The 20107-nt window shown below is 69.8% G+C and carries 16 protein-coding genes; 10 read left to right on the top strand and 6 right to left on the bottom strand.

The window, feature by feature from the left end; all coding sequences use genetic code 11:
* Nucleotides 1-438 precede the first annotated feature (438 nt).
* Nucleotides 439-753 carry an endonuclease domain-containing protein gene (locus AB0L29_RS32930; RefSeq protein ID WP_365832582.1) on the top strand — a complete coding sequence of 105 codons (315 nt, stop codon included), beginning with the start codon at nt 439-441 and terminating at the stop codon, nt 751-753.
* Between the two features lie 143 nt (nt 754-896).
* On the opposite strand, the gene AB0L29_RS32925 is transcribed toward AB0L29_RS32930, so the two are convergent.
* The 6 genes from AB0L29_RS32925 to AB0L29_RS32900 all read right to left on the bottom strand — a co-directional run bounded on the left by AB0L29_RS32925 (nt 897) and on the right by AB0L29_RS32900 (nt 8716).
* Complete coding sequence (locus AB0L29_RS32925; RefSeq protein ID WP_365832566.1) at nt 897-1571, bottom strand: HNH endonuclease signature motif containing protein; 675 nt, start codon at nt 1569-1571, stop codon at nt 897-899.
* Between the two features lie 239 nt (nt 1572-1810).
* Nucleotides 1811-2986, bottom strand: coding sequence for a hypothetical protein (locus AB0L29_RS32920; protein WP_365832564.1), 1176 nt, complete (start codon nt 2984-2986; stop codon nt 1811-1813).
* 229 nt (nt 2987-3215) lie between these two features.
* The gene (locus AB0L29_RS32915) at nt 3216-3827 is read right to left on the bottom strand and encodes a hypothetical protein (protein ID WP_365832562.1); all 612 of its coding nucleotides are present in this window, start codon (nt 3825-3827) and stop codon (nt 3216-3218) included.
* Nucleotides 3824-5062: a three-Cys-motif partner protein TcmP gene (gene tcmP, locus AB0L29_RS32910; protein ID WP_365832560.1), complete on the bottom strand. Its 1239-nt coding sequence runs from the start codon at nt 5060-5062 to the stop codon at nt 3824-3826. The genes AB0L29_RS32915 and tcmP overlap by 4 nt, the downstream gene beginning before the upstream one ends.
* A 253-nt stretch (nt 5063-5315) precedes the next feature.
* Complete coding sequence (locus AB0L29_RS32905) at nt 5316-6074, bottom strand: DUF5131 family protein (protein ID WP_030382659.1); 759 nt, start codon at nt 6072-6074, stop codon at nt 5316-5318.
* A 209-nt stretch (nt 6075-6283) separates the two neighbouring features.
* Nucleotides 6284-8716: a Helicase associated domain protein gene (locus tag AB0L29_RS32900; RefSeq protein ID WP_365832558.1), complete on the bottom strand. Its 2433-nt coding sequence runs from the start codon at nt 8714-8716 to the stop codon at nt 6284-6286.
* A 196-nt stretch (nt 8717-8912) separates the two neighbouring features.
* Between AB0L29_RS32900 and AB0L29_RS32895 the strand changes: the two genes are divergently transcribed.
* The 9 genes from AB0L29_RS32895 (at nt 8913) to AB0L29_RS32855 (ending at nt 20104) form a co-directional block, all read left to right on the top strand.
* Nucleotides 8913-10208: a hypothetical protein gene (locus tag AB0L29_RS32895; RefSeq protein ID WP_365832556.1), complete on the top strand. Its 1296-nt coding sequence runs from the start codon at nt 8913-8915 to the stop codon at nt 10206-10208.
* Nucleotides 10205-10774 (top strand): hypothetical protein, encoded by a 570-nt coding sequence (locus tag AB0L29_RS32890; RefSeq protein ID WP_365832554.1) that lies wholly within the window; start codon nt 10205-10207, stop codon nt 10772-10774. Before AB0L29_RS32895 ends, AB0L29_RS32890 begins: the two co-directional genes overlap by 4 nt.
* A gap of 2 nt (nt 10775-10776) precedes the next feature.
* Nucleotides 10777-11403, top strand: coding sequence for a hypothetical protein (locus tag AB0L29_RS32885; RefSeq protein WP_324790424.1), 627 nt, complete (start codon nt 10777-10779; stop codon nt 11401-11403).
* A gap of 110 nt (nt 11404-11513) precedes the next feature.
* Entirely contained in the window at nt 11514-14585 is a 3072-nt protein-coding gene (locus tag AB0L29_RS32880) for a hypothetical protein (RefSeq protein WP_365832552.1), read from the top strand.
* A complete protein-coding gene (locus AB0L29_RS32875; protein ID WP_365832550.1) occupies nt 14578-16038 on the top strand; it encodes a Wadjet anti-phage system protein JetD domain-containing protein in 1461 nt (486 codons plus the stop codon). The genes AB0L29_RS32880 and AB0L29_RS32875 overlap by 8 nt, the downstream gene beginning before the upstream one ends.
* A gap of 223 nt (nt 16039-16261) precedes the next feature.
* Nucleotides 16262-17020, top strand: a complete 759-nt coding sequence (locus AB0L29_RS32870; RefSeq protein WP_365832548.1) for a TnsA-like heteromeric transposase endonuclease subunit — start codon at nt 16262-16264, stop codon at nt 17018-17020.
* Entirely contained in the window at nt 17017-18105 is a 1089-nt protein-coding gene (locus AB0L29_RS32865; protein WP_365832546.1) for a hypothetical protein, read from the top strand. Before AB0L29_RS32870 ends, AB0L29_RS32865 begins: the two co-directional genes overlap by 4 nt.
* Nucleotides 18102-19109, top strand: coding sequence for a hypothetical protein (locus AB0L29_RS32860; protein WP_365832544.1), 1008 nt, complete (start codon nt 18102-18104; stop codon nt 19107-19109). The genes AB0L29_RS32865 and AB0L29_RS32860 overlap by 4 nt, the downstream gene beginning before the upstream one ends.
* Nucleotides 19103-20104, top strand: coding sequence for a TniB family NTP-binding protein (locus AB0L29_RS32855; RefSeq protein WP_365832542.1), 1002 nt, complete (start codon nt 19103-19105; stop codon nt 20102-20104). Before AB0L29_RS32860 ends, AB0L29_RS32855 begins: the two co-directional genes overlap by 7 nt.
* Nucleotides 20105-20107: the final 3 nt, after the last annotated feature.

Below are 20107 nucleotides of genomic sequence, written 5' to 3'. Positions count from 1 at the left end.
GTGGCGCTGGGCGCATCAGGGGGTCGGGTTCGTTGAGGGCCTGGTCCGCAAGGCTGTCAACGAGCCCTGTCCTTTGCCGTCTGCCCCGCCGGGGGGTCCTGGCGCGTGCCTCGCGGTGCCCGGTGATGACGGTCGGTTCCACCTCGAACGAGCAGGGCGGATGCTGTGCGGGGAAGCAGGGGCCGGTGGTGTCTGGAGCCATCGTCAGCACTGTGGGTGGATTGAGCGTGAGCGGGAGGACGGGCCGCAGGAGTGGAGGGGCGGCCGCCTGGACGACGCCGACACCCTGGTGTCCCTCGTGGTCGAGTGGCCGGTGCTGGTGGGGGCCCGGGGGTGGATCCGGGCACGGTCGAGCGGCCGGACCGCTGTCAGGGCGGCGCGTATGAGCTCAGGCACCTGTGACCTCCCCGTCCGGCCCGTACGGCATCCGTCCGGCGGCTGCGTGCCGCGCTGATCGACGCTCTCGGCGCCGACTGTCATCTGTGCGGTCTGTATCCCGGGGCGATGGTCGACCATGATCACCAGACGGGCCGGGTGCGAGGGCTTCTGTGCGGCTTTTGTAACCGGGTGCTGGAGGAGTGTCCGCACGTGACGGACTGTCCCAGGGCCGACTATCTGCTCGTGCCTCCGGCGGCTGGGCTAAACCTCATCTACCCGGCCGGCCAGCAGTGGCGGCCCAGGGAATCCACCCGTCAGCGGGTGATCGAGCAGCTCGGGTTCGATCCCTTCGTGGGGCTGCACCCGCCCGCGTGACCGCCGGGATGGACGACGCAGTCGGTCCAGCAGCCGACGGTGAAGGCTGGAAGGCCTGGCCCGGGCGGACAGCGGCGGGCCTGGGGCCGAAGGGCGGCTCGGCGCCGACGGGGAGCCGGGCCGCCCTGAGGCTCCCTGCGGGCTTACCGGAAACGGTCGGTGAGGGAGGCGAGGGCCTGGTCGCGGTCGGCGTCGTCCAAAGACGCGAGGAGCGCGGCGCACTGTTCCAGGGCGGCCTTGCTGCGGGGCGGCATCGCGCGCCTGTCCCGGGCAGCGTCGCTGTCCTGAGCAGCGTCCAGTTCCCTCGCTACAGGCCTGAGGCGCTCTCGGAGCACGGCACGGCCGGCTCCGCGGGTCTTGTTGGCATGGCAGTTAGGACACAGGGCGATCATGGCGCTGGGGTGATCGCGGCCTCCTCGGGCATGGTCGTCGATGTGGTCGACTTCCAGCAGGGAGCCACCTGCCGCCGTCCGGTAGGGAAGCGCGGGCAGGAGACACCACGGGTTCTCACACCGGCCCTCACTGCGCAGCAGGACCGCCTCGCGTGCCCCGCGGTCGCGCGCCCGGCGGGAGCCTGCGATGTCGGCGCGCTGCTCGTGACGTCCGTCTGCCTCGCGCTCCTCCACCCGGCCTCGCAGCTCGCGGTAGAACGGCTGTGGCCGCAGGGACAGCTCAGCGCGGGCCGCGCCTACGAGGTGATCCGCCTCCCGTTGTCGTCCGAGCCACAGCGTTCGGTGCTGCCCGTCCAGGACCGTCAGGTAGTCGACGGGAGACAGGCGTCCGGCGACTATTGCGGCGACGATCAGACCTGCTTCCACGGTCTTTCCCAGGCCGACGCCAGTCTGTGTGGCCAGCTTGTAGCCCATGCCGAACCGTCCCAGGCCAGCTCGGCGGTCTTCTTCGGATGCCGGGCGTAGTGCCTGTCGTTCTCGCAGCCAGGTGGGCAGGTCTCGTCGTTCCGGCCCGTCATTCCCCCACACTTCTCCCCCTCGTTCTCCTCTGGTCAAGACGGCAGGTTCTCATCCCCCACTGACAGTCGCGTGGCTGCGGGCCGACGTCACCGCGCGGGCCTTGGTCGCTCCGGTATTCGGCTCTGGTAGGCGTGAGCCTCAGCGCTCAACTGACGTAGACAGTCGAGCAGAGCCGTGGGGTTCGTCCTCACCTCCGCGATTCGGGTGAGCGCAGTCGCGACCGACGCGTCATCCAGGGAGGCCACCCATGCTGTGATCACTTCTCTGTCAGCTCCCACTGGTGGCATGGCGAGGATTTCGGGGAGATCGCGGCGGGCGATGGTGGCCTGCATGCTCAGGATGCCCCGGTCTGCTGCAGGTGTGGTGCCTGCCGACTGAAGGGCTTGCCGGAGGTCGGGGTGTCCGATCGTGATATCGAGCTGAGGCGGGATGGCGGTGCCCTGGCGGGTTCCGGTGATGAGGATCGGGATGGCCGTGGTCCGAACCCAGTCTTCTAGGTAGCCCAGCTCTTTCAGCGCGATGTGCCAGACCTGGGTGTGCGGGCGCTGCACGCAGACGGTCGGAACGATCGAGAGCGCGATGCGGGTGTAGCGGGGGCCGCTGGCCAGGATGTCTCCGGGCTGGAGGGGAAGGCCGTGGCCGGGCTGCGGATTGTGCTCCAGCGGAAGAGCGACGGTGAGATCGGGGTGCTGGTGGTCGGGATAGACGGCGCCGAGGCGGGTCGCGGCGACGGCCGGGGTGCGGTGCTTGGCCAGGTTCGTGTGCTCGGCCAGGAGCCGGAGCGGGTGGTCCTCGACGTCGCGGCGCTGGAAGGGCTGCAGTCCTCGGATGCGCTCGGCGAGCTCGGCACCGGCGGCTAGTGGAGCCAGTCGGCGCCGTTGCCCGTGGGCGAGCCAGGCGTCGAAGCGGGCCGACTCGGAGCACGCCGGCATCTCGATGCATCGCGCCTCCTGGCCAGTCAGCGGGCGCTTAAGACGGTGCTCGACTTCGGCGTACAGGGTGTGTTCCAGGGCGGCGCGGAGCTGGGTAAGGGCATCCGCGACCAGGCGGGGCAGTACCTCGGGTATCGGCGCGACGGCAGTCACTTTGAGGTGCATCCGGTCGCCCTGCTCGGTCTCCGCGAGGGTCAACGGGCCCTGGTCGGTGTAGTCGTGGACGATTCGCGAGATGTGCGCGATCAGCTGATCCACGTGGGCCAGGGTGGGCACCACATGCAGTTGGTGATCCGGTAGCCAGTCGCAGGGGGCGGCGGAAGTGCTCATGACCGGGAGCGTAGCCACAGCGTGTGCCCGCTGGCGTGCCAAATTCCCTCGGCTGAACGACCGGGACGACAGCGGCGTTGGCGCATCTCAGCCAGGGTGCCACCGCGCCGTGAACAGGGCTGGCTTGGACTCTTGCACTCAGAAGGGACACGTCACACGATGGCGGCGTGCGGCTCGCGACCGCTGAGCACTCCGGAAACAGCGAGCGCGCCGGTCTGGCGGTGTCCCCCTAGTGCGCCTGAGCCTTGATGCGCCAGACGGCGTGCTCCAGGCCTGCTGGGTCGTGTCCGAGCTGGGCTGCAGCGGCCTCGTACACGGCACGCAACTGGTGGTAGCTCAGGGCCGGGAGGCCAGCGTCGGCGGCGAAGGCGCGCAGGTGGACGTCGACGGCGATGTGGGAGCGGCCGACGAGGTTGCCGATGTAGTCCACCGTCTTGGGCCCGACGCCGTGGACGGTCCGCAGGGCAGCGCGGTTTGCTGTGTGGTCGAGCCAGGCGTTCAGGTCGTCGCGGGTGTCGACGTGGTGGGCGGCCAGCAGATCGGTGATGCGGTGGGCGATGGTGACCCTGCGGGGGTCGTAGAAGTTCATGGCGGTGGCGAGGTCGCAGGTGGCCAGGCGTGTTCGGAAGCCCTGCACGGTAGAGGCGTCCGGCCAGGCGGTTTGCAGTGCGAGGAGCCGCGGGCGGATCGTCGTCTCGTAGTTGCGGCGCGCCTGGAAGCTGGCGTCGCAGATGACGGCGCCCATGTGAGTCCAGCCGCCGGGCGCGGGGAACGGTCCGTCGCCGAGGCTGGAGCGCAGGTGGTCGGTAAGCCGCTGAACGTCGCGGCTGTTTGCGGTCATGGTTGGCGCCGTTGTGGGGGCGGGGTGACGCGCAGTCTGCGTACGTCGCCGACTCCGTTGCAGCTGGTCTTGCCGTCTTTGTGGAGTTGCTTCACCGCGGCCCTGATGTGTTTGTTGCGGGCCTGGCCGAGGACGCCGGCGAGGATCTCGCTCTGATGATCGTCGATGGTGAAGGTGCCGAGCTGCTGCTGGAGGCCTTCGAGGTTCTTGCGGATCCTTGCCACCCATGCGCGGGCGCGCTGTTCTTCTTCGTCGTCGAAGGTGTCGCCGGCGTTGAAGAGCGTGCCCTCCTCGGGCGGAGGAAGACAGGCGCGGCGCCATTCGACCTGGGCGAGGCTGGCGGCTTCGCCGAACAGCCACATGCCTTCCTTGTGACGGCTGAAGTGGACCAGGCAGTAGGCGACCTGGTGGTGGGCGCGGTTGCGGACGTCGATGGTCCAGTAGCCGCCGCGGACTGCGCGGGCGACGCGGTCTGCGAAACCGGTGGTGATGCGTCTGACGGCTTCGGTGTTGTTCTGGGAGGCCAGGAACTCTTCGCGCCACCAGGAGCCTCCGCAGGCCGCGTCCATGGCGCGCAGCGTGGCCGGTTTGCCGGGAGTGTCCTTGGGGCTGGTGAGCAGTCCTCCGATGCGGCGTACGGCGTTGGCGTTGAAGTTGAGCAGTACCTCCGTCGCGTGGCGTCCGGTGGTTCCGTGGATGCTGCGGGAGCCGAAGATCTGCTGGGTGAGGGTCTCGAAGCTCAGTCCGAGGCCGAAGGGGTCCAGGAAGGCGAACAGGGGTGCCCCTGCGGCGCGGTCGAGTATCTGTCCGAGGTGCTTCTCGACGTGCCCCTTCAGGGCGTGTGCGGCCAGGCCTTGGGCGCTGGCTTCGCTGACGAGGGCGGCCAGGGACTGGTAGTTCTTGGGTGCGCGTTCGACGAAGTAGCAGTCGAGCTGGCGGAAGCCCGCGATGCGGGCTGCGGAGTCCAGGATCAGGGCGGGTGAGCCGGGGGTTCCGTCCTCGTAGCGGCCGGGTCCGGCGTAGCCGTCCAGGTAGACCACGCGGCCGTCCGGGGCGTACCGGCCGACCTTGCTGGCGAAGGGCACGACGTAGCTGTCGAGGATGGCGTGCTTGAGGACGGCGGCGGCCTTCTTGCTGACGAAGAACGGGCTGCTGCTGTCGAGCCCTCTTTCCCCGGCGCTTTCACCGCTCAGGTCGAGAACATCGTCGTCGAGCACTGCCTCTGATGCGCCCAAGATCCCGCCCCGCCAGCTCGAAGGACATGATTAGGCTGATTTTGCGACAGATACCGTGGTTGTGTACCGGTGTTGCGCACAAATGGCTTGTCCAGGCCCGGCCGACTGTGCGGCTGCAGATGTGGAATGACTGCTTCCGGCCGGGAGGTGGCCGGCCGACGTCCTCACCAGCAGCCCGCACGCTGTGGACGGAGTCCGGATTCCGGGGACACGGGGCGCACTGCTGCTGCGTGACGCTGCTGTTGATCCGGCCTCAGCGTGCGGGCAGGGCCAGGGCGCGGTGAGGCATGGCGTCCCAGGTGCGGCCTTCCAGTTCGCGGCCGCCGGCCTTGGGCGTGCGTCCGCCCCACTGCTTGAAGAAGAAGGCCACCTCGGCCTGCTGGCAGGTGTCGCGGATGTGCGTGACCCAGGCCGCCTCAAGCGGCCGGTGGCCGGGGCCGGATTCGCCTCCGGCGATCACCCAGTCGATACCGGACAGCTCCAGCCCGTGCAACGGGCCCAGCAGAGGCTCGCACGAGAGGAACTTCACCGCGGCGGGGATCTGCCGCAGGTCGTCGACGCGGGCCAGTTCCTTCGCACTCTCCACCGACACGCCCATCCAGAGGTTGGCCGGCCACTCAAGCCGGTCGGCGACCTGCCGAAGACGCCGGGCGCGCTTGGTGAGGACTTGGTAGGTGTGCTGAGGGGTGTCGGCGATCACCTCAAAGACGCGGCGCACGTAGTCCAGCGGCACACGGGCATGGAAAAGGTCGCTCATGGAGTTCACGAACACCGTGCGCGGGCTCTTCCAGCCGTAGGGGACATCCAGTGCCCCCGGGTGCAGTGTCAGCCCGAACCCCGGACCGGAGGTGCGCGGATCACCGTCGGCCTGGTACTTCGCCGACCCCATGGCCTTCAGCCGCCTGGCCAGCGCGAGCGCGTAGCAGTTGTCGCAGCCTGCCGAGACGCGGTCGCATCCCGTGGTCGGGTTCCACGTCGCCTCGGTCCACTCGATCGCGCTGCGATCACTCACCGGCCGGCCCTCCATCCTCTTGAACCGCACCCTTTCACCGGGGTGCAGGCCATGCCCCGCCCTGCGAACGAAGCGCCGCACCACCGGATACCGGCATCCAATCATCCGGCACCGGCGATGCTCCCAGAAACCCGAAAATCGAATACAGGTGCGATCCTGGGTGCCCGCACTACGCCAGTGCCGACCCACCAATGGGCGGCCGACAGCGCCTACGCGAGGACGGCCGGGGCGACACTCTCGGTGGTCCAGTCGCCGTCGAAGAGCGCGGCGACCAGGCGGGCATGGGCGTCGGGGAGCTGGCCGGTCCGGTGCTTGGTGCGGGCTTTGGCGAGCCAGGCGCCGAGCTTGACGGTGTCGCCGTCGACGCGGATGGTCTCGCGGGCCGCCGGGGGGCGGCCTTCGCGGTGGAGGAAGAGTTCCAGGAGCTGGACGGTCTCCTCGAAGGTGCGGCGGGTGCGGCGGGCGGGGGTGAGGGGGTTGGTGTCGGGGGTGAGGCCGAGGGCGGTCATCATCTGCTGCTGGCCGGACGCCAGGGTTGGCCAGGTGGTGAGCTGGCGGTGGAGCCAGGAGCCGATCTTCACGCCGGCCAGGAGGGTGTCGCGGGTGAGGGTGGCGGGGTCGGCGCCGGTGGCGAGGTGGGCGCGCAGGAGGTGGTATTTGCGGTGCCAGTCCGCTCCGTGCGGCAGGCGCCAGTCGGGGGCGAGAGCGGTGAGAGCCTCGGCGCGGGCGGTGTCGAGTTCGCCCTTGGCGGCGAGGTGGCGTTGTTCGGCGAGCCAGGCGCCGATGGGCGTGGTGGCAGGGGCGGCGAGGTGGCCGTGGGCGCGCAGGTAGTCGGCGGCAGCGGTGAGGCGGGCGCGCCAGGCGGCGTCGTGCTTATCCCAGATCATGCCGAGGGCGTCGAGTTCGGCGATCCAGTCGGCTTCGAGGCGGCCGGCTTTCGCGGCGTCGCGCATGGTGGTGATGAAGGTGCCGAGCCGATGGCCGGTGGGGTCGGTGTAGTCGGCGGGGACGTCGAGGTGGCCGTACTGGTCGCGGTAGGAGCGGGCGGCGGCGAGGCCGAGGCGGCGGGAGCGGGAGACGGCCGGGTCGCGGGGGTCGAAGGAGATGAGGTCCATTGCCTGGGCGATGCGTTCGGGGTGGACGGTGAAGTCGAAATGCCAGCGCCGGGCGATGACGTCGCTGGTCTCCTTCGGGAGGCGGTTGGCCTTGTCGGGGAGGCGCTCGAGGATGCGGTGGTCGTGGCTGGCCAGCGCGCAGGCGATCGCCCACACCGGCTCATAGGCGGTGCCGAGGATGTTCTCGCCGTCGGCGCCGGGCGGGATGTAGACGGGGACGATCAGGGAGGCGGTCTTGCCACTCACGTCCAGACGCAGGGCGCGGCCGAGGGCTTGGACACAGCGAATGACGCTGCGGGTGGGGTCGGCGAAGACGACGGCGTCGACGCTGGGAATGTCGACGCCCTCGGCGATCAGGCGGGAGTTGGCCAGGATCGCGACCTCGGCGGCGGCGAAGCCGGCGAAGACGCCGGCGCGCTGGGCAGGGGTGTGCTCGCCATGGGCGAAGAACAGCTCCGGAGTGATGTCCGGGACGAGGCCGGGATCGGTCCGGCCCAGCAGGCGCACGGTGTGCGGGAGTTCTCGGGCGAAGCGGCGGGCGTCGGAGACCAGGTTGAAGTAGACCAGCACCTTCTTCAGACGGTGCTCGGTCATGGCGCGCAGGACGGCCAGGTGCAGGGCGGTGGTGCGCAGCGCGCTGTCCGGCTCCTCGCCGCTGCCGCCGCCAGGGGTGGTGCCAGGGGCGGGGAGGTTCAGGCGGCGGCGCAGTTCGGTGTCGGTGAGGGTGGGCACCACGATGCGGTAGTCCGCCGCGCGGCCGTCGGCCACGGCCTGCGCGAGGGGATATTCGAAAACCTTCGGGCCGTAGACGGCCTCATTGTCCATCGCGTTGGCGAACGCGTCCGCGCCCGACCCGGTGGTGCGGCGGCGCGGACGGGTGGTGTCGGCGGACTCCGCCAGCTCCGGCGCGGCGAAGATGCGCGGGGTGGCGGTCATGTAGAGGCGGCGGTCGGCACGGATGCGTTTCGCGTCGTTGACGATCGCCCACTTTTTGTCGGCCCGGCCAGCGATCCGGTGCGCCTCATCCATGACCGCCAGGTCGAACGGCGGCACCGCGTACCCCGTGCTCTGGGTCTGTTCGATCTTGTTCAGGGAGTCGTAGGTGCAGATGACGGTGAGCGCGGGGATCTGGTCGGGCCCCTCCCCCACGACCGACATCGCCGCCGCCAGCGCGAGCGGACTGCTGGTCGAGCCCATGCGCGCCGCGACCAGGTCGTCGCGGCCGGCGGCGTCCATCGAGGAGACGATCACCATGTGCTCGCCGCGGCCGTCGCGCCGCCAGGCCAGCGCGGTCTGCGCGGCCAGGTCCAGGGTGGGGACCACGAAGAGCACCAGCCGGGCGCCGAGTCCGTCCGCCACCCGGATCGACACCAATGTCTTGCCGGTGCCCGTCGCCGACACGAACAGTCCCCGCGTCCCCGGGCGCCGCAGATGCCGCACCAGCCGATCGACTGCCTCCGCCTGGTCAGGGAACAACACGGGACGGCCATCTGAGCGAGGGGCGGCAGGCTCGACCGGTGTGACCATGACCGACATCATCGCGCAGCCTCTCCGTCTTCAGGGCATTCGGCCGTGCACTGCAGCACCTGACAAGCAGAGGTTTTGCGCCATCCGTTGTGTATGCAGGGATATTGGCGATGTGGCAGCAGGAGTCGCCTGTGGCGGATAGGTTCGGTTCCCTGGGAAGAGGGTGCGGGGGCGCCTGGCAGGTGATGGGGGGAGTTTGTCTGAGCAGGAGAGCGGCTTCGAGCAGGGTGATTTGTTCGATGGTGTCGCTGCTGGGGCTCGCGATGGCCGGTTGGACTTCGTGCGGCCTTTTGTTGCGCCGGTGGCGTCGACGGCAGGTGCGGTCGTTGACGATCCTGTGTCGTTACAACTGGCTGAGGCGATTCACGATGCGTTCGGGGATCTTGCCTCCGATCGGGGGCTGACCCGGTCGGAGATTGCGGCAGCGTGTGCTTCGGTGGCCTCGGGAGAGGCGTTCGATGCCCGGTTTCGGGTCTTTGTGGGGCTGGGGATGCTGGAGCAGGTCCGAGGCAAAGCCTACGAGGGGCGCTACGTCTTCAGTCCGACCAGCGGTGCGGCCTTGTTGGTCTTCGAACGGCTGGCGGAAGCCGGCGGGGTCGAGGAGATCATGACTCTGCTGGACCGTACACAGGTGGGTCTGGCACAGGGCGTGCTGGGTGAGGAGCAGCTGGCCAACCGGCTGCGGCGGGTGCGGCGTGACCTGTCCATCACTACCGCGCATCTGCTGCGGCTGGTGCGGTCCAAGCCGATCGAGGAGCTGGTGGGTGAACGCCACCACCACCAGTCCAAGGCCGTGTTGCTAGACCATGCGAGGCAGTTGGTTAAAGCCATCAGCAGTCGCTTTCCACGGCTGAGAGCGTCGGGGACCCGGTTGATCGATGAGGCGCTTCGCTATTCGGCGGCCGTGGATGAGTTCTCCGACCGGTTGTTACAACAGGTGCGGGCCCGGCGGGACTTCAGCATGCTGCTGCCGGAACAGTACCTGTCGGCGGCCTTGGGCGCGTCGATGGACGCCTTGGCGGAGGTGTTTGCTGCCACGGTGTTTGATCCCGCCAGTGTGGAGATCACCGCGGCACAGGTGCTCGTGGCGGCCGGGGATCGGCGGCCGCCGATGACTCGGCGGCGGCCGGCGCGGCCGGCGCCGCTACCGCCGGGCCCTGATCCGGTGGAAGCGGCGCGGGAGAAGGCCTTGCTGCTGCGCCGGCGGCGTTCTGCGTCGATGAATTCGCTGGTCAGGGGCGGGCAGGAGGCTGACCTGACGGCGACGCTGGGGGCGTTGCCATGGCGTGCGGCGATTGCCACGGTGGTGGACCTGCTGCAGGCGTCTGCGGACCCGGCGACCCCGTTCTTCGTGGAGATCGGCGAGGAGGTCCTCGTCGATCCGGCTGGGGCGGTCACCTACGCCAGTCCGTTGTCCTTGTACCGGCTGCCGCAGGATGTGTCGGGTGCCGTTGGCGGAGACTCTTCGGCCGTGCAGGGGGGTCCGGCATGAACGAGGATGCCTATCTGCTGGCCTGGGCTCGGGCCGTACGGATCGTGCCGCTGACAGCAGCGGGTGCAGCCGATGGGCTGACGGCGCTGCGGCGGGCCGCCGATGGTGTGCAGCGGCGCCTTGTCGACGTGGAAGCGGCCGACGGCCCGGCGGTCATGGTGCGGTGGGCGCCGGACGTGGAGCCGGTCAGCGGTGTGGTGGGCGATCCGCTGACGCACCGGGAGGCAGCGCCCTCGCAATTGCTGACGCTGGCAGCCGCTCTGCGCCTGTGCTGGCCCGATCCCGAGCTAACACTGTATCCGGGGGGCGCGGCGGCCGAGGAGGACGTGCTGGCGGCCTGCGTTCCGCCCGGGGACGGTCTCCTGCGGGAGGGCATGGCACTGATCGCCCAGACATCGGCGTATCGCAGCGCGCTGCGGGTCCTGCGCGCGTGCGGCTACCTGGCCGCCGACGCCGGGGACGGCATGGTGCGACTGGGGCCGATGGTGGCTGCCTGGAGCGAACGGGATGTTGATGAGTTGCGGCGCGGGTATGACCTGCTGCCCTGCCAGGTGAAGGAGGGCTAGGCATGGAAGTGCGGTATCTGGAGGCGCTGTCGGAGCAGCGCCGTGCAGAGGTGCGGGCAGCGGTGTGTGCGGTGGAAACCGCGCGGCTGCCGGTGCCCGCGGCGCGTTTTCGCGCGTTGGCCGAGGTGCCGCTGCGCAGGGTGGTCGAGGAGGTACTCGCCGCTTCGGGCCGGACGCTGCTCGGTGTAGGAGGGGGGTTCCTGTCCGGCTACGACGACATGGTCAGAGCGCGGCTGGCCGATGAGGGCGTCGGTGTCCTGCCTCGTGAAGACCGGGCCGTGCTGACGCTGGTGCTGCTGTTCAGCGTCGCCGCCCCACGCGCCGGCGGCAGCGTCCTGCCGCAGGCCCTGTGGACCCAGGGGGTGCCGGTGAGCAGGGAGCGGCTGAAGCAGTCCGCGGTCCCCGACCGGGTCGTGGATGCCGCGCTGAGCCGTCTCGCCGCAGCCGACCTGGTGCGGACAACAGGTTCGGGGATCGTTCTGGGCAGCCAGTTGTTGCGGCTGACGCCAGCGGCCCAGGCCGACCTGTTCGAGCAGTTGGTGCTCCTGGCCGAGCCGCAAGGAGTCATGGCCGAGTCGATCTGGCGGCGCCGGGCCCGCGTCGCCAGCCAGGAAGGACAGAAACACTGAACGCCACCTGGTACGAGCGCGGCACCGAGAAGCCGGGGGAGGACGAGGACGGGCAGGAGGGACTGCCCGAGCTCATCGAGCACCGCGGCATCGTCGGTGACCGTCATCTGGTGGCGGTCCAGACGTTCGATATCGCCCGACTGACCACCCACGCGGTGCCGGTGGTGCCCGAGACGTTCATCGCCGTGTCCGGGATGGGCCCCAAGGACGACTCCAACGGCTCGGGCAAGACCTCGTTCCTCATCGCGGTTTCGCTGCTGCTGGCCGATCCCCAGTGGCGGTTGGAATCCAACCACGGGCGGGACGCCAGCGGAATCCTGTTCAAGCCCGACGCGGCCGGGGTGGACCGGGCCCAGCAGATTCCGGCCGCCTCGCACGGCTACGTGGTCGGCGTCTTCGCACACGACAGGCCCGACGCATCCGGCGGGCGCGAGGCACTCGCTGCGAGTGGCCCCCTGCAAGGGGCGCTGACGGTGTGGGTACGCATCGCCGCGTCCGCCCCGTACGTTCTGGCCAACTGGACCGAAGGCATCCACGTGGCCGATGCGGCCGACGATGCCGAGCGGGCGGCGCAGGCAGACACTCTCTGGCAGGAGCTGGGCAGTGCGAGCAGGCTGTCGGCACACCGCATGGCCGACGCCCTCTACGGCAACGCACCGCGGTGCCTGACCTACCTCGACACGCCGCTGCGCCCGGCGGTTCCCTCGCTGCTGAGCCAGCAGATGACCGCGATGGAACCGCACGACATCGGAGAGGCCCTGATCGCCCTGTCCGGTATGACTCATCTGCTGGAGCAGGAGGCTGCCCGCCGCGGCAAGGCCCTTGAGCACGCTGCGCAGTTGGAGAAGGCACGCGACGAGCACGCACTGGCCTTGGCGGACGAAGAAGCAGTACTCGAGGGCGTGCGGGCACGTGCTGCTGCCCGCACGGCGCTTGAGGAAGGACGCCATGCGTGGCGGCGCTATCTAGCGGCCTGTTACCTGGAGGCAGCCCAGGCCGACCGGAAACTGGCAGCGGACCTGGAGGACAAAGAGCAGCAGGTGGTGCAGGCGCAGGAACTGCTCGACGGTGCCGAGGAGAAGCTGCGCGAGCTGACGGCGGCCACCGATCTGGCCGCAGCAGCGGCCGCCGCCCGCCAGGAGTGGGTGGACGCCAAGCAGGTCACCGAGCAGGCCGCCACGCAACGGACATCGGCGGCTACCCGGCGGGACATCATCCGCCAGAGCATGGCCTCCCTTCGGCCGAGCACGGGTGTATGGCGGGGATCGCCGGTCGCTGATGCCCGCAGCGCGCTGGAAGCCGCCAGAGAGGTGCTGTATGTGGCGCGGCAGCAGAAGGCCGACGCAGACAGCGCCCTGTCCCGGGCCCAGAGGCTGGAGGAAGCGGCCCGGCAGGGACGCAGCGGGGCCGCGGGCCAAGCCTTGGAGATCCTCGACGGCCACGGCGTCAGCGCCGCAGGGCTGATGGACCAGCTGCAGCTGGAGGAGTCGGTCCGTGCGCAGTGGGAGGCGCGCCTGTGGCCCTGGCGCGACGCCGTGGTGGTGCCGTGGGGGCAGGCAGAACGCGCCCGGGAGATTCTGCGCGGCCTGCCCGGTGCCCAGGTCGTCGCCGCCGACCCCGCCGACGGGACGGGCAGTGGCGGCGGTGCCCTGCCTCAGGGTGTGCGCAGTGGCAGGGCGCTGGCCGGGTTCTTCGGCACGTTGCAGGAGCGCACGACGGCTCTGGACGACCCGCCCGCGGCCTACGACGCAGGACTGTCGCTGGCGGTCGTCGGTGGCTTCCAGGCTCCGATCGCCGGACGGGATGCCCGGGTGGCCCAGGCCGTCGCGCACCGCCGCCGCTGCGAGGACGAGGTGTCTACGGCGGCTGAGGGCCTTGCCGCGGCTGAGTCGGAGTTCGAGGTAGCCGAGATCGAGCACAAGGCAGCCGTGGCGGCGCGGGATCTGGCCGCTTTGGAAGAGCAGGCCTCCGCCTTGGACGAAGCGATCGCCGAGGCCGATGACAAAGCCACCGCCGCCCGGAGCGCAGAGGACGAGCGCCACGACGCGTGGGAACAGGCGCAGAACGCGCTGACGGCCCATGCCCAAGCGGTGACGACCGCGAAGCTCACCCGGGACGCGGCCGACAAGACGTACAAGGAGCGGGCCAAGGAGCGAACAGCGCTGAGCAAAGCCCGTGCCGAGGTCTCCTGCCCGCAGTGGCAACGTCTGTGGGGCGCCCCCGCCGAGGAGGCAGCCGAGCTCCTGCGGGCCACCGCCCCCGGCACACCGGCGCCCCGGCCCGGCCGCCTGCGGCGGAACGTGGAGGATCATCTGCGGAACGCGTACGAGCACTACGGCCTGCCGGCCGGCGCTGTAACCGGCGTCGTCGACGAAGACCTGCTCCTGGCGCAACACCTGCGGGACGCCTTCGAAGAGGAGGAGGCATCTGCGCTGCTGCGCACGGGCTTCGACGAGGTGGCCGCTCCCCTGCAGATCCGGCTTGACGGTCACAGCGACAAGGATGCCGTCGAAGCCGCCCGGATCGCCTCCGGCCGCTTGCTGCGCGAGGAGGCCTTGGCCAAGCTCACTCGTGCGGCGGAGCGCAGCGGGCACACTCTCCAGGCTCTGCAGGACATGATCGAACATCACGTCGAAGGGCTGTTAGCGCAGATCAGCGACGCCTTCAATGCGTTGGACCGGCAGCGGGGCGGTGACGGTGCGCGCCTGGACTACACCAGCGTGCGACCCGAGGGCGCCAGGCCCTGGCGGTGGCAGGTGACACCGCGCTGGAAACGCTCCCCGCGCGGCGCCTTCGTGCACTACCGGGAGAACGCCAACGGCGCCCAGGTGAAGGTGCATGCCATCCAGCTGGTCCTGGCTGCGGTACTGGCCGACGCCGAGACCAGAGGGCGGGTGTTGATCCTGGACGAGCTCGGCAACAGCCTGGGCGAGGTCAACCGCAAGGACATGCTCGCTGCGCTGCGGGACGTGGCGCGCCGCCAGCACCTGACCATCCTGGGCACCTGCCAGGACAGTGTGCTGGTGGATGCCGCCGACGTGTGCGACGAACTGCTGTGGTTCGTCCACGCCTCCTCCTCCGACGCCTATAACCAGCCCACCCGTACCTGGGGACACGATTCCGACGGCAAGCGCGTGGAACTGACTGCCGACTGGATCACCGCAGGACGCTCCCATGCCTGAGCCCACCGTGCCCCTCCCCCGCCCCGCCCTGCTGGTCAGCGAAGCCCACGGCCGGCGGGAAGTGCCCCTGCACGGACTTCCCTCCGGGATCATCGCCGTCACCGTGCCCCGCACCCGAAAAGACGGCGACGAGGTCCTCACCCGCGTGCCCGTGGACCGCAAACGACGCGTCAACCCCGCCGTCGTCGACCTCATCGCCTCCGACCCGGTCCCCGCCTACGACCCGCCGGCCGGCCTGACCGACCGTGACCTGATCAAGGTCCTGACCACTCGGACCCGCAAGCGGTGGACCACCATCGAGGCCGACTTCGGCCAGGAACAGGCGTGGCGTACGACCGTGTCGCTCATCCGCTGCGGCGCCGTCGTCCTGCGCTGCAAGGTCGTGCAGACCACCGGATTCACCCCCGACTCCTGGCAGCTGACCCCGTCCTGGGCATCACTGAGAGAGGACAAGCTCGCCCAGCTGCGGGGCCACCCCGACCCCTCACGGCTGCACGCCGAATTGCTGCAGGCCATGGCAGGCATCCCCCAGCTGGCGAGCGAACACGCCCTGCTGGCCGCCACCGCCCCTGGCCGCACCCTGCAGGTCCCCGCAGGCAGCACCACCGGAACCGAGGACTGGCGGGTGTACGAGGTGGCCGTCAGGTCCGCCGCGGTGTGGTGGGCCGCCCAGTCGCACCCCCAGCCGATGACCGCCAAGGTCCTGGCGGGCAAGAGCATGCGCGACACCAAGTACACGTGGACAGCGCAACGCCGGCAGGCGTTCGCCAACCTCGTCGGCCGCCCCTTCGACCAGGCGGTGGAAGAGACCGACACCGAGCTGCGCATGCGCGGGCCCCTGCGCTGGCGCGTCGATACCGTCATCGCCGACGCCGCAGCCTGCCGCCCCTGGCTGGGCCTGCCCGCAGGCGGCCTGCGCAGCCTCGGGCTCATCGACAGCTCAGCGGTGGGCGTCCTTCTGATCGAGAACGAGGACGCCTTCGCCCAGGTGTGCAAACTCCCCGACGTCGCAGACCAGTGGCTGTGTGTATGGGGCGCCGGCTACGCCACGCACGGCCTGGCCGCTTTCCTCAAGGCCATGGCGCCGCTGCCGGTGGCCGCCTGGCAGGACCTGGACGCTCACGGCATCCAGATCATCGCCAACCTCACCGAACGCATCGGCCGGCCCATCACCCCCGTCGGCATGGACGTCGACCTGTACCGGCAGGGAACGAAGTACCGCCAGAAACCCGAAAAAAGGGAGGCGAACCGAAAACTCGCCGAGCGACTCGCAGCCAGCGGACCACTCTCCCTGCGCGCCCTGGCCGCCGCAATCGCCGCAAACGGCGGCGACGGTTGCGAACACGAAACGCTCTACCACGAAGTCCTGCCCACCCTGGCGCGCACGCTGGGTCAGATCACTGACGGACCCGCGCCGGACGTCCGGCCATCCAGCACCGACGGTGCCGCCTGATCACTCTTTCTACGTCTGGGAACGCTCCTACCTGGGCGGGCGTCAAGTCGCCAGTACGCCGGTTCCGCAGGGGCCTCTAGCAGAGTCTGTAGGCGGGTGCGGGTTGGTCAGGAGAGGCTTCACCGCATTGTGTGGCTCGGTTCAATTGCGCACTGCGCAGGCTGGCCGATTCGTTTTTGATCAGACGGAGGCTGGCTTTGGGTCCAGTGGACCACTGGGGTCGATGGGAGGGGCCAGCGTGCATCTGCGGCAGGTGGACGTGCGGTTCGTCGGGCCGGACGGGGTCATGGTCCAGAGGCCGTGGCGAAGCGCTGTAGGGGGCCTGTGCCTCATGGAATGCCCGATGGTACGTAGCTTCCCACTACGGCGGGGCCGGCGGTTGGCTCCGGGATGGTGGTGGTCGGCGACCACGAGCCATCTGGTGGGGTACGGGAGCGCAGCCATGCGGGACGCGGTCATGATGCTCGATCAGGATCCTCAAGTGACAGGCATGGTGAGCCGTCCGGTGGAGCTCGTGTGGGAGGAAGGCGGGCGGACCGTCACACACGCACCCGACCTGGCTGTTGCCTTGGTGGACGGGAGCATTCATTTAGTGGACTGCCCTGGCAGCAGCGGACCGTCCGCACGGCTTGCCAGCCGGGCGCGGGTGGCCGGCTTGTGTGCGCAGGACGTGGGCTGGGAGCACCGGTTCGCGGATGCCGCAGATCCGGTGGCTCTGGCCAACGGGCGCTGGCTGTCGGTCTACCGGCATCCCCGATGTTCGGCGGGTATCCCTGCAGCCCGGCTGCGCGAGGCATTCGCCTCGCCTATCGCGTTGTTCGAGGGCGCGCTGCGGCTCGGGGATCCAATCGCAACGCTGCCCGCCGTCTACCACGGGCTCTGGCACGGCCTGCTCAGTATGGCCTGGGACCACGTCCTGAGCGAGGAGACCCCCGTGGTCGCCGTGCCAGCCAGACGTCGCCGTGAAGGAGCGAGGCGGTGAAGAGGCCGTGGGGCGTCGTCGAAGTCGGGGACCGGATCCGGTTCGACGGACAGGTCCACGTCCTGGCCGGTCTGGACGGACCCCGCTGCCGTCTGGTCGCCGAAGAAGGCGCAGGTGTGCAGGTACTCCTGCTCACTCACGTGCTTGCCGCGCGGGACTTCACCACCCTGGACCGCTCCTTGCCAGGGCAGCGGCGTGTACCGGTCCACGGCCCCTTGGACGGATGCGACACCGCGGTCCGAAACAGAGCCCTGGCCTGGGAGCGGCACGTCCTGGAAGTCGAGACCGGCTACCCCGGACCCGGCCGGGAGCAGCTGCCTCGAGACGGCTATGACCCGGCCGTGTACCGGCTCGCCCAGCGGGAGGCGGCCAAGGCCGCCGAGCTGACCGCATCCGGAGAGCAGGTCAGCGTGGCCACCGTGCGCAGGATGCGAGCCCGCTACCGCGCGCAGGGAGTATGGGGTCTCGTCGACGGCCGGAGGAAGCGGGAGCGCTCTGTGTTCGGGCGTGCCGATCCACGTGTGGTCGCCGCGATCAAGCAGGCGCTGGAGGAGCAGCAGGGGCGTTCGACTGGAACATTGAGCCGGCTACGGCACGAGGTGGGGTGGCTGCTGGAAGACACCCAAGGGCCCGGGAAGGTGGCGGTGCCCCCGGTGGCCACGTTCAACCGGCTGGTACGGGCTGTCGCCGAGCAGGAAGGACTGGCATTGACGGCCGAAGGGCAGCGTCGGCGCGCGTCCCGGCCGGTGCCGGTGTTCACTCCCACGGCCGCGACGTTGCCCGGGGAGTTGGTGATGATGGACAGCACTCTGCTGGACGTGATGGTCGTGTGCGAGGACGGAAAGACCCGGCGGCCGGAGCTGACCATGGCGGTGGACGTGGCTACCCGCAGCATCACCGCCGCCGTCCTGCGCCCGAAGGGCACCAAGGCAGTGGACGCGGCCGTGCTCCTGGCCCAGACGCTGGTGCCGCAGCCGATGCGGCCCGACTGGCCCGAGTACCTGTCCATGGCCGCTTCCGTCATCCCCTACACACGGCTCGCCTCTATCGACGCCCGCATGCAGGGGCCGCGGCCAGGCCGGTGATCCGGCCGTCGACCGTGGTCATCGACCAGGGCAAAGTGTTCGTGTCCCGCTGCTTCCTCGCTGCCGCCGAGCACCTAGGAATCACCGTCCAGCCGTGTCCCCCCGCGTCCGGGCACGCCAAGGGGCATGTGGAGCGGGGCTTCGGGGCGATCGGCACGCTGTTCGCTCAGTACGTCGCCGGCTACACCGGAAACCGCCTCGCCACACGCGGCAGCAGCGTGGAGGACGAGGCATGCTGGACGATGCCTCAGCTGCAGGACCTGCTGGACGAGTGGATCGTCTGCGGGTGGCAGGAACGGCGCCATGCGCGGCTGCGGCATCCCCTCATGCCCCGGCTGACGCTCACCCCCAACGAGATGTGGGCCGCGCTCACCGGCATCGCGGGACACGTACCCATCCCTCTGACCGGAGCAGACTGGATCGAGCTGCTGCCCTCCCGCAGGTGCGCGATCACAGACGAAGGCATCCGGTTCGAGTACCGCACCTACGACGGCCCGGCGCTCAACGGACACCGGCACCGCTCCCCCGCTACGGACGGCAAATGGGAAGTCCACCACAACCCCTACGAGCCCTGGCAGTGCTGGGTCAGGCTCCCAGACGGCTGGGCGCAGGCCGAGTGGATCCACCGAAGCCTGGTGTCGAAGCCCTTCACCGACACCACCTGGCGGCACATCCGCACCGTGGCCACACGGCATACGGACCGGGCCGAGCACGAAGAGCACCTCGCCCGTCACCTAGACGAGTTACTCCGCCGCGCCCACACAGGACAAACAAGCGCCACCCGCCCCCACAAGAGCAGCAGCCTCGCCGACGTCCCCGGCCAGCGGGCAGGAACCAGACGCGCACGGCGACGGACCGCGGACACCGGCACGCGGACAGGCCCCGCCGAGCACCTTCCGCCTGCGGACGAGAACACGCCCCCTGTCCCGGGTTCCGCCGGCACAGCAGCATCGGCCGGGGCCTGGAGCATCTTCGACGCCCACCAGGAGGCGCAGCAGTGGTGACGGCCGCCGACCAGGAGACGGACAACGGCCCGTACGCGTCACCGACGACCTGGCGCGAATGGACACGGTTCGTCGACACCGAACCACCCTGCCTGCCTGGGCCCGGACCATGGAACGCCGAGGAGCGTCTGGATTACCACTCCCAATTCGTGATCCTCTCCACCCCGACCATGGCCAAGATCTCCCTCACCCTGCGCCGGCTCATGATCCTCAACCGGCGGCACAACGGCACCGCCCGGCGAGGACTACTGATCTCCGGGCCGCCCACCACGGGAAAGACCACCACTCTGCAGCAGCTCGGCCGGTCCTTCCACCTCGCCGACCGGGCCCGCCACAACAGCTTCGACGAGCGACTGCCGGTGGCCTTCCTGTCCGTCCCCCCGGCCGCCACCCCGAAAATGCTCGTGTCCGAACTGGCCCGGTTCCTCGACCTGCCCATCGGCAAAGCGATGAACCAAGCACGGATCACCGACATCGTCTGCGGTGCACTACGTGATCTGTCGACCCAGCTCGTCCTCGTCGACGACGTCCATCTGCTCAATACCCGCACCCGCATCGGTGCTGAGACCTCCGACCAGATGAAGCACCTCAGCGAGCGCCTCCCCGCGACCTTCGTCTACGCCGGCGTCGCCATCGAGGCCTCCCCGCTCCTGACGGGAAGTCGCGGCGCGCAGCTCGCCGGACGGTTCAAGATGGTGCGCAACCCGCCGCTGGCGTACGGCAGCCCTACACAGCGCACGGCCTGGGAAGGCCTGGTCCGCGGCATGGACCAAGCCCTACGCCTCCAAGCACACCGCCCCGACACGCTCACCCGGCACGCCCCCTACCTCCACCAGCACACCGGCGGCCGCATCGGGAGCCTGTCCGCCCTCGTCCGGGAAGCAGCGATCGCCGCCATCCTGGACGGCAGTGAGAAGATCACCAAGCAGCTGCTCGACGACATCGACCTCGACGAACTCGCCGAACAGGCCGCGCGCCCACCGGCGCAGGCCTGAGAC

Origin of the sequence: Streptomyces sp. NPDC052701, from assembly GCF_040678355.1 — a bacterium.
GTDB lineage: Bacteria > Actinomycetota > Actinomycetes > Streptomycetales > Streptomycetaceae > Streptomyces.
Note: the sequence above shows the minus strand (reverse complement) of the source record. Positions and strands in the feature narration are given on the sequence as shown.

Bases quoted from the DNA above. Each gene is read 5' to 3' on its own strand.
- AB0L29_RS32920 (WP_365832564.1), bottom strand. From the start codon at position 2,986: ATGAGCACTTCCGCCGCCCCCTGCGACTGGCTACCGGATCACCAACTG.
- AB0L29_RS32915 (WP_365832562.1), bottom strand. From the start codon at position 3,827: ATGACCGCAAACAGCCGCGACGTTCAGCGGCTTACCGACCACCTGCGC.
- AB0L29_RS32900 (WP_365832558.1), bottom strand. From the start codon at position 8,716: ATGGTCACACCGGTCGAGCCTGCCGCCCCTCGCTCAGATGGCCGTCCC.
- AB0L29_RS32890 (WP_365832554.1), top strand. From the start codon at position 10,205: ATGAACGAGGATGCCTATCTGCTGGCCTGGGCTCGGGCCGTACGGATC.
- AB0L29_RS32885 (WP_324790424.1), top strand. From the start codon at position 10,777: ATGGAAGTGCGGTATCTGGAGGCGCTGTCGGAGCAGCGCCGTGCAGAG.
- AB0L29_RS32875 (WP_365832550.1), top strand. From the start codon at position 14,578: ATGCCTGAGCCCACCGTGCCCCTCCCCCGCCCCGCCCTGCTGGTCAGC.
- AB0L29_RS32870 (WP_365832548.1), top strand. From the start codon at position 16,262: ATGGGAGGGGCCAGCGTGCATCTGCGGCAGGTGGACGTGCGGTTCGTC.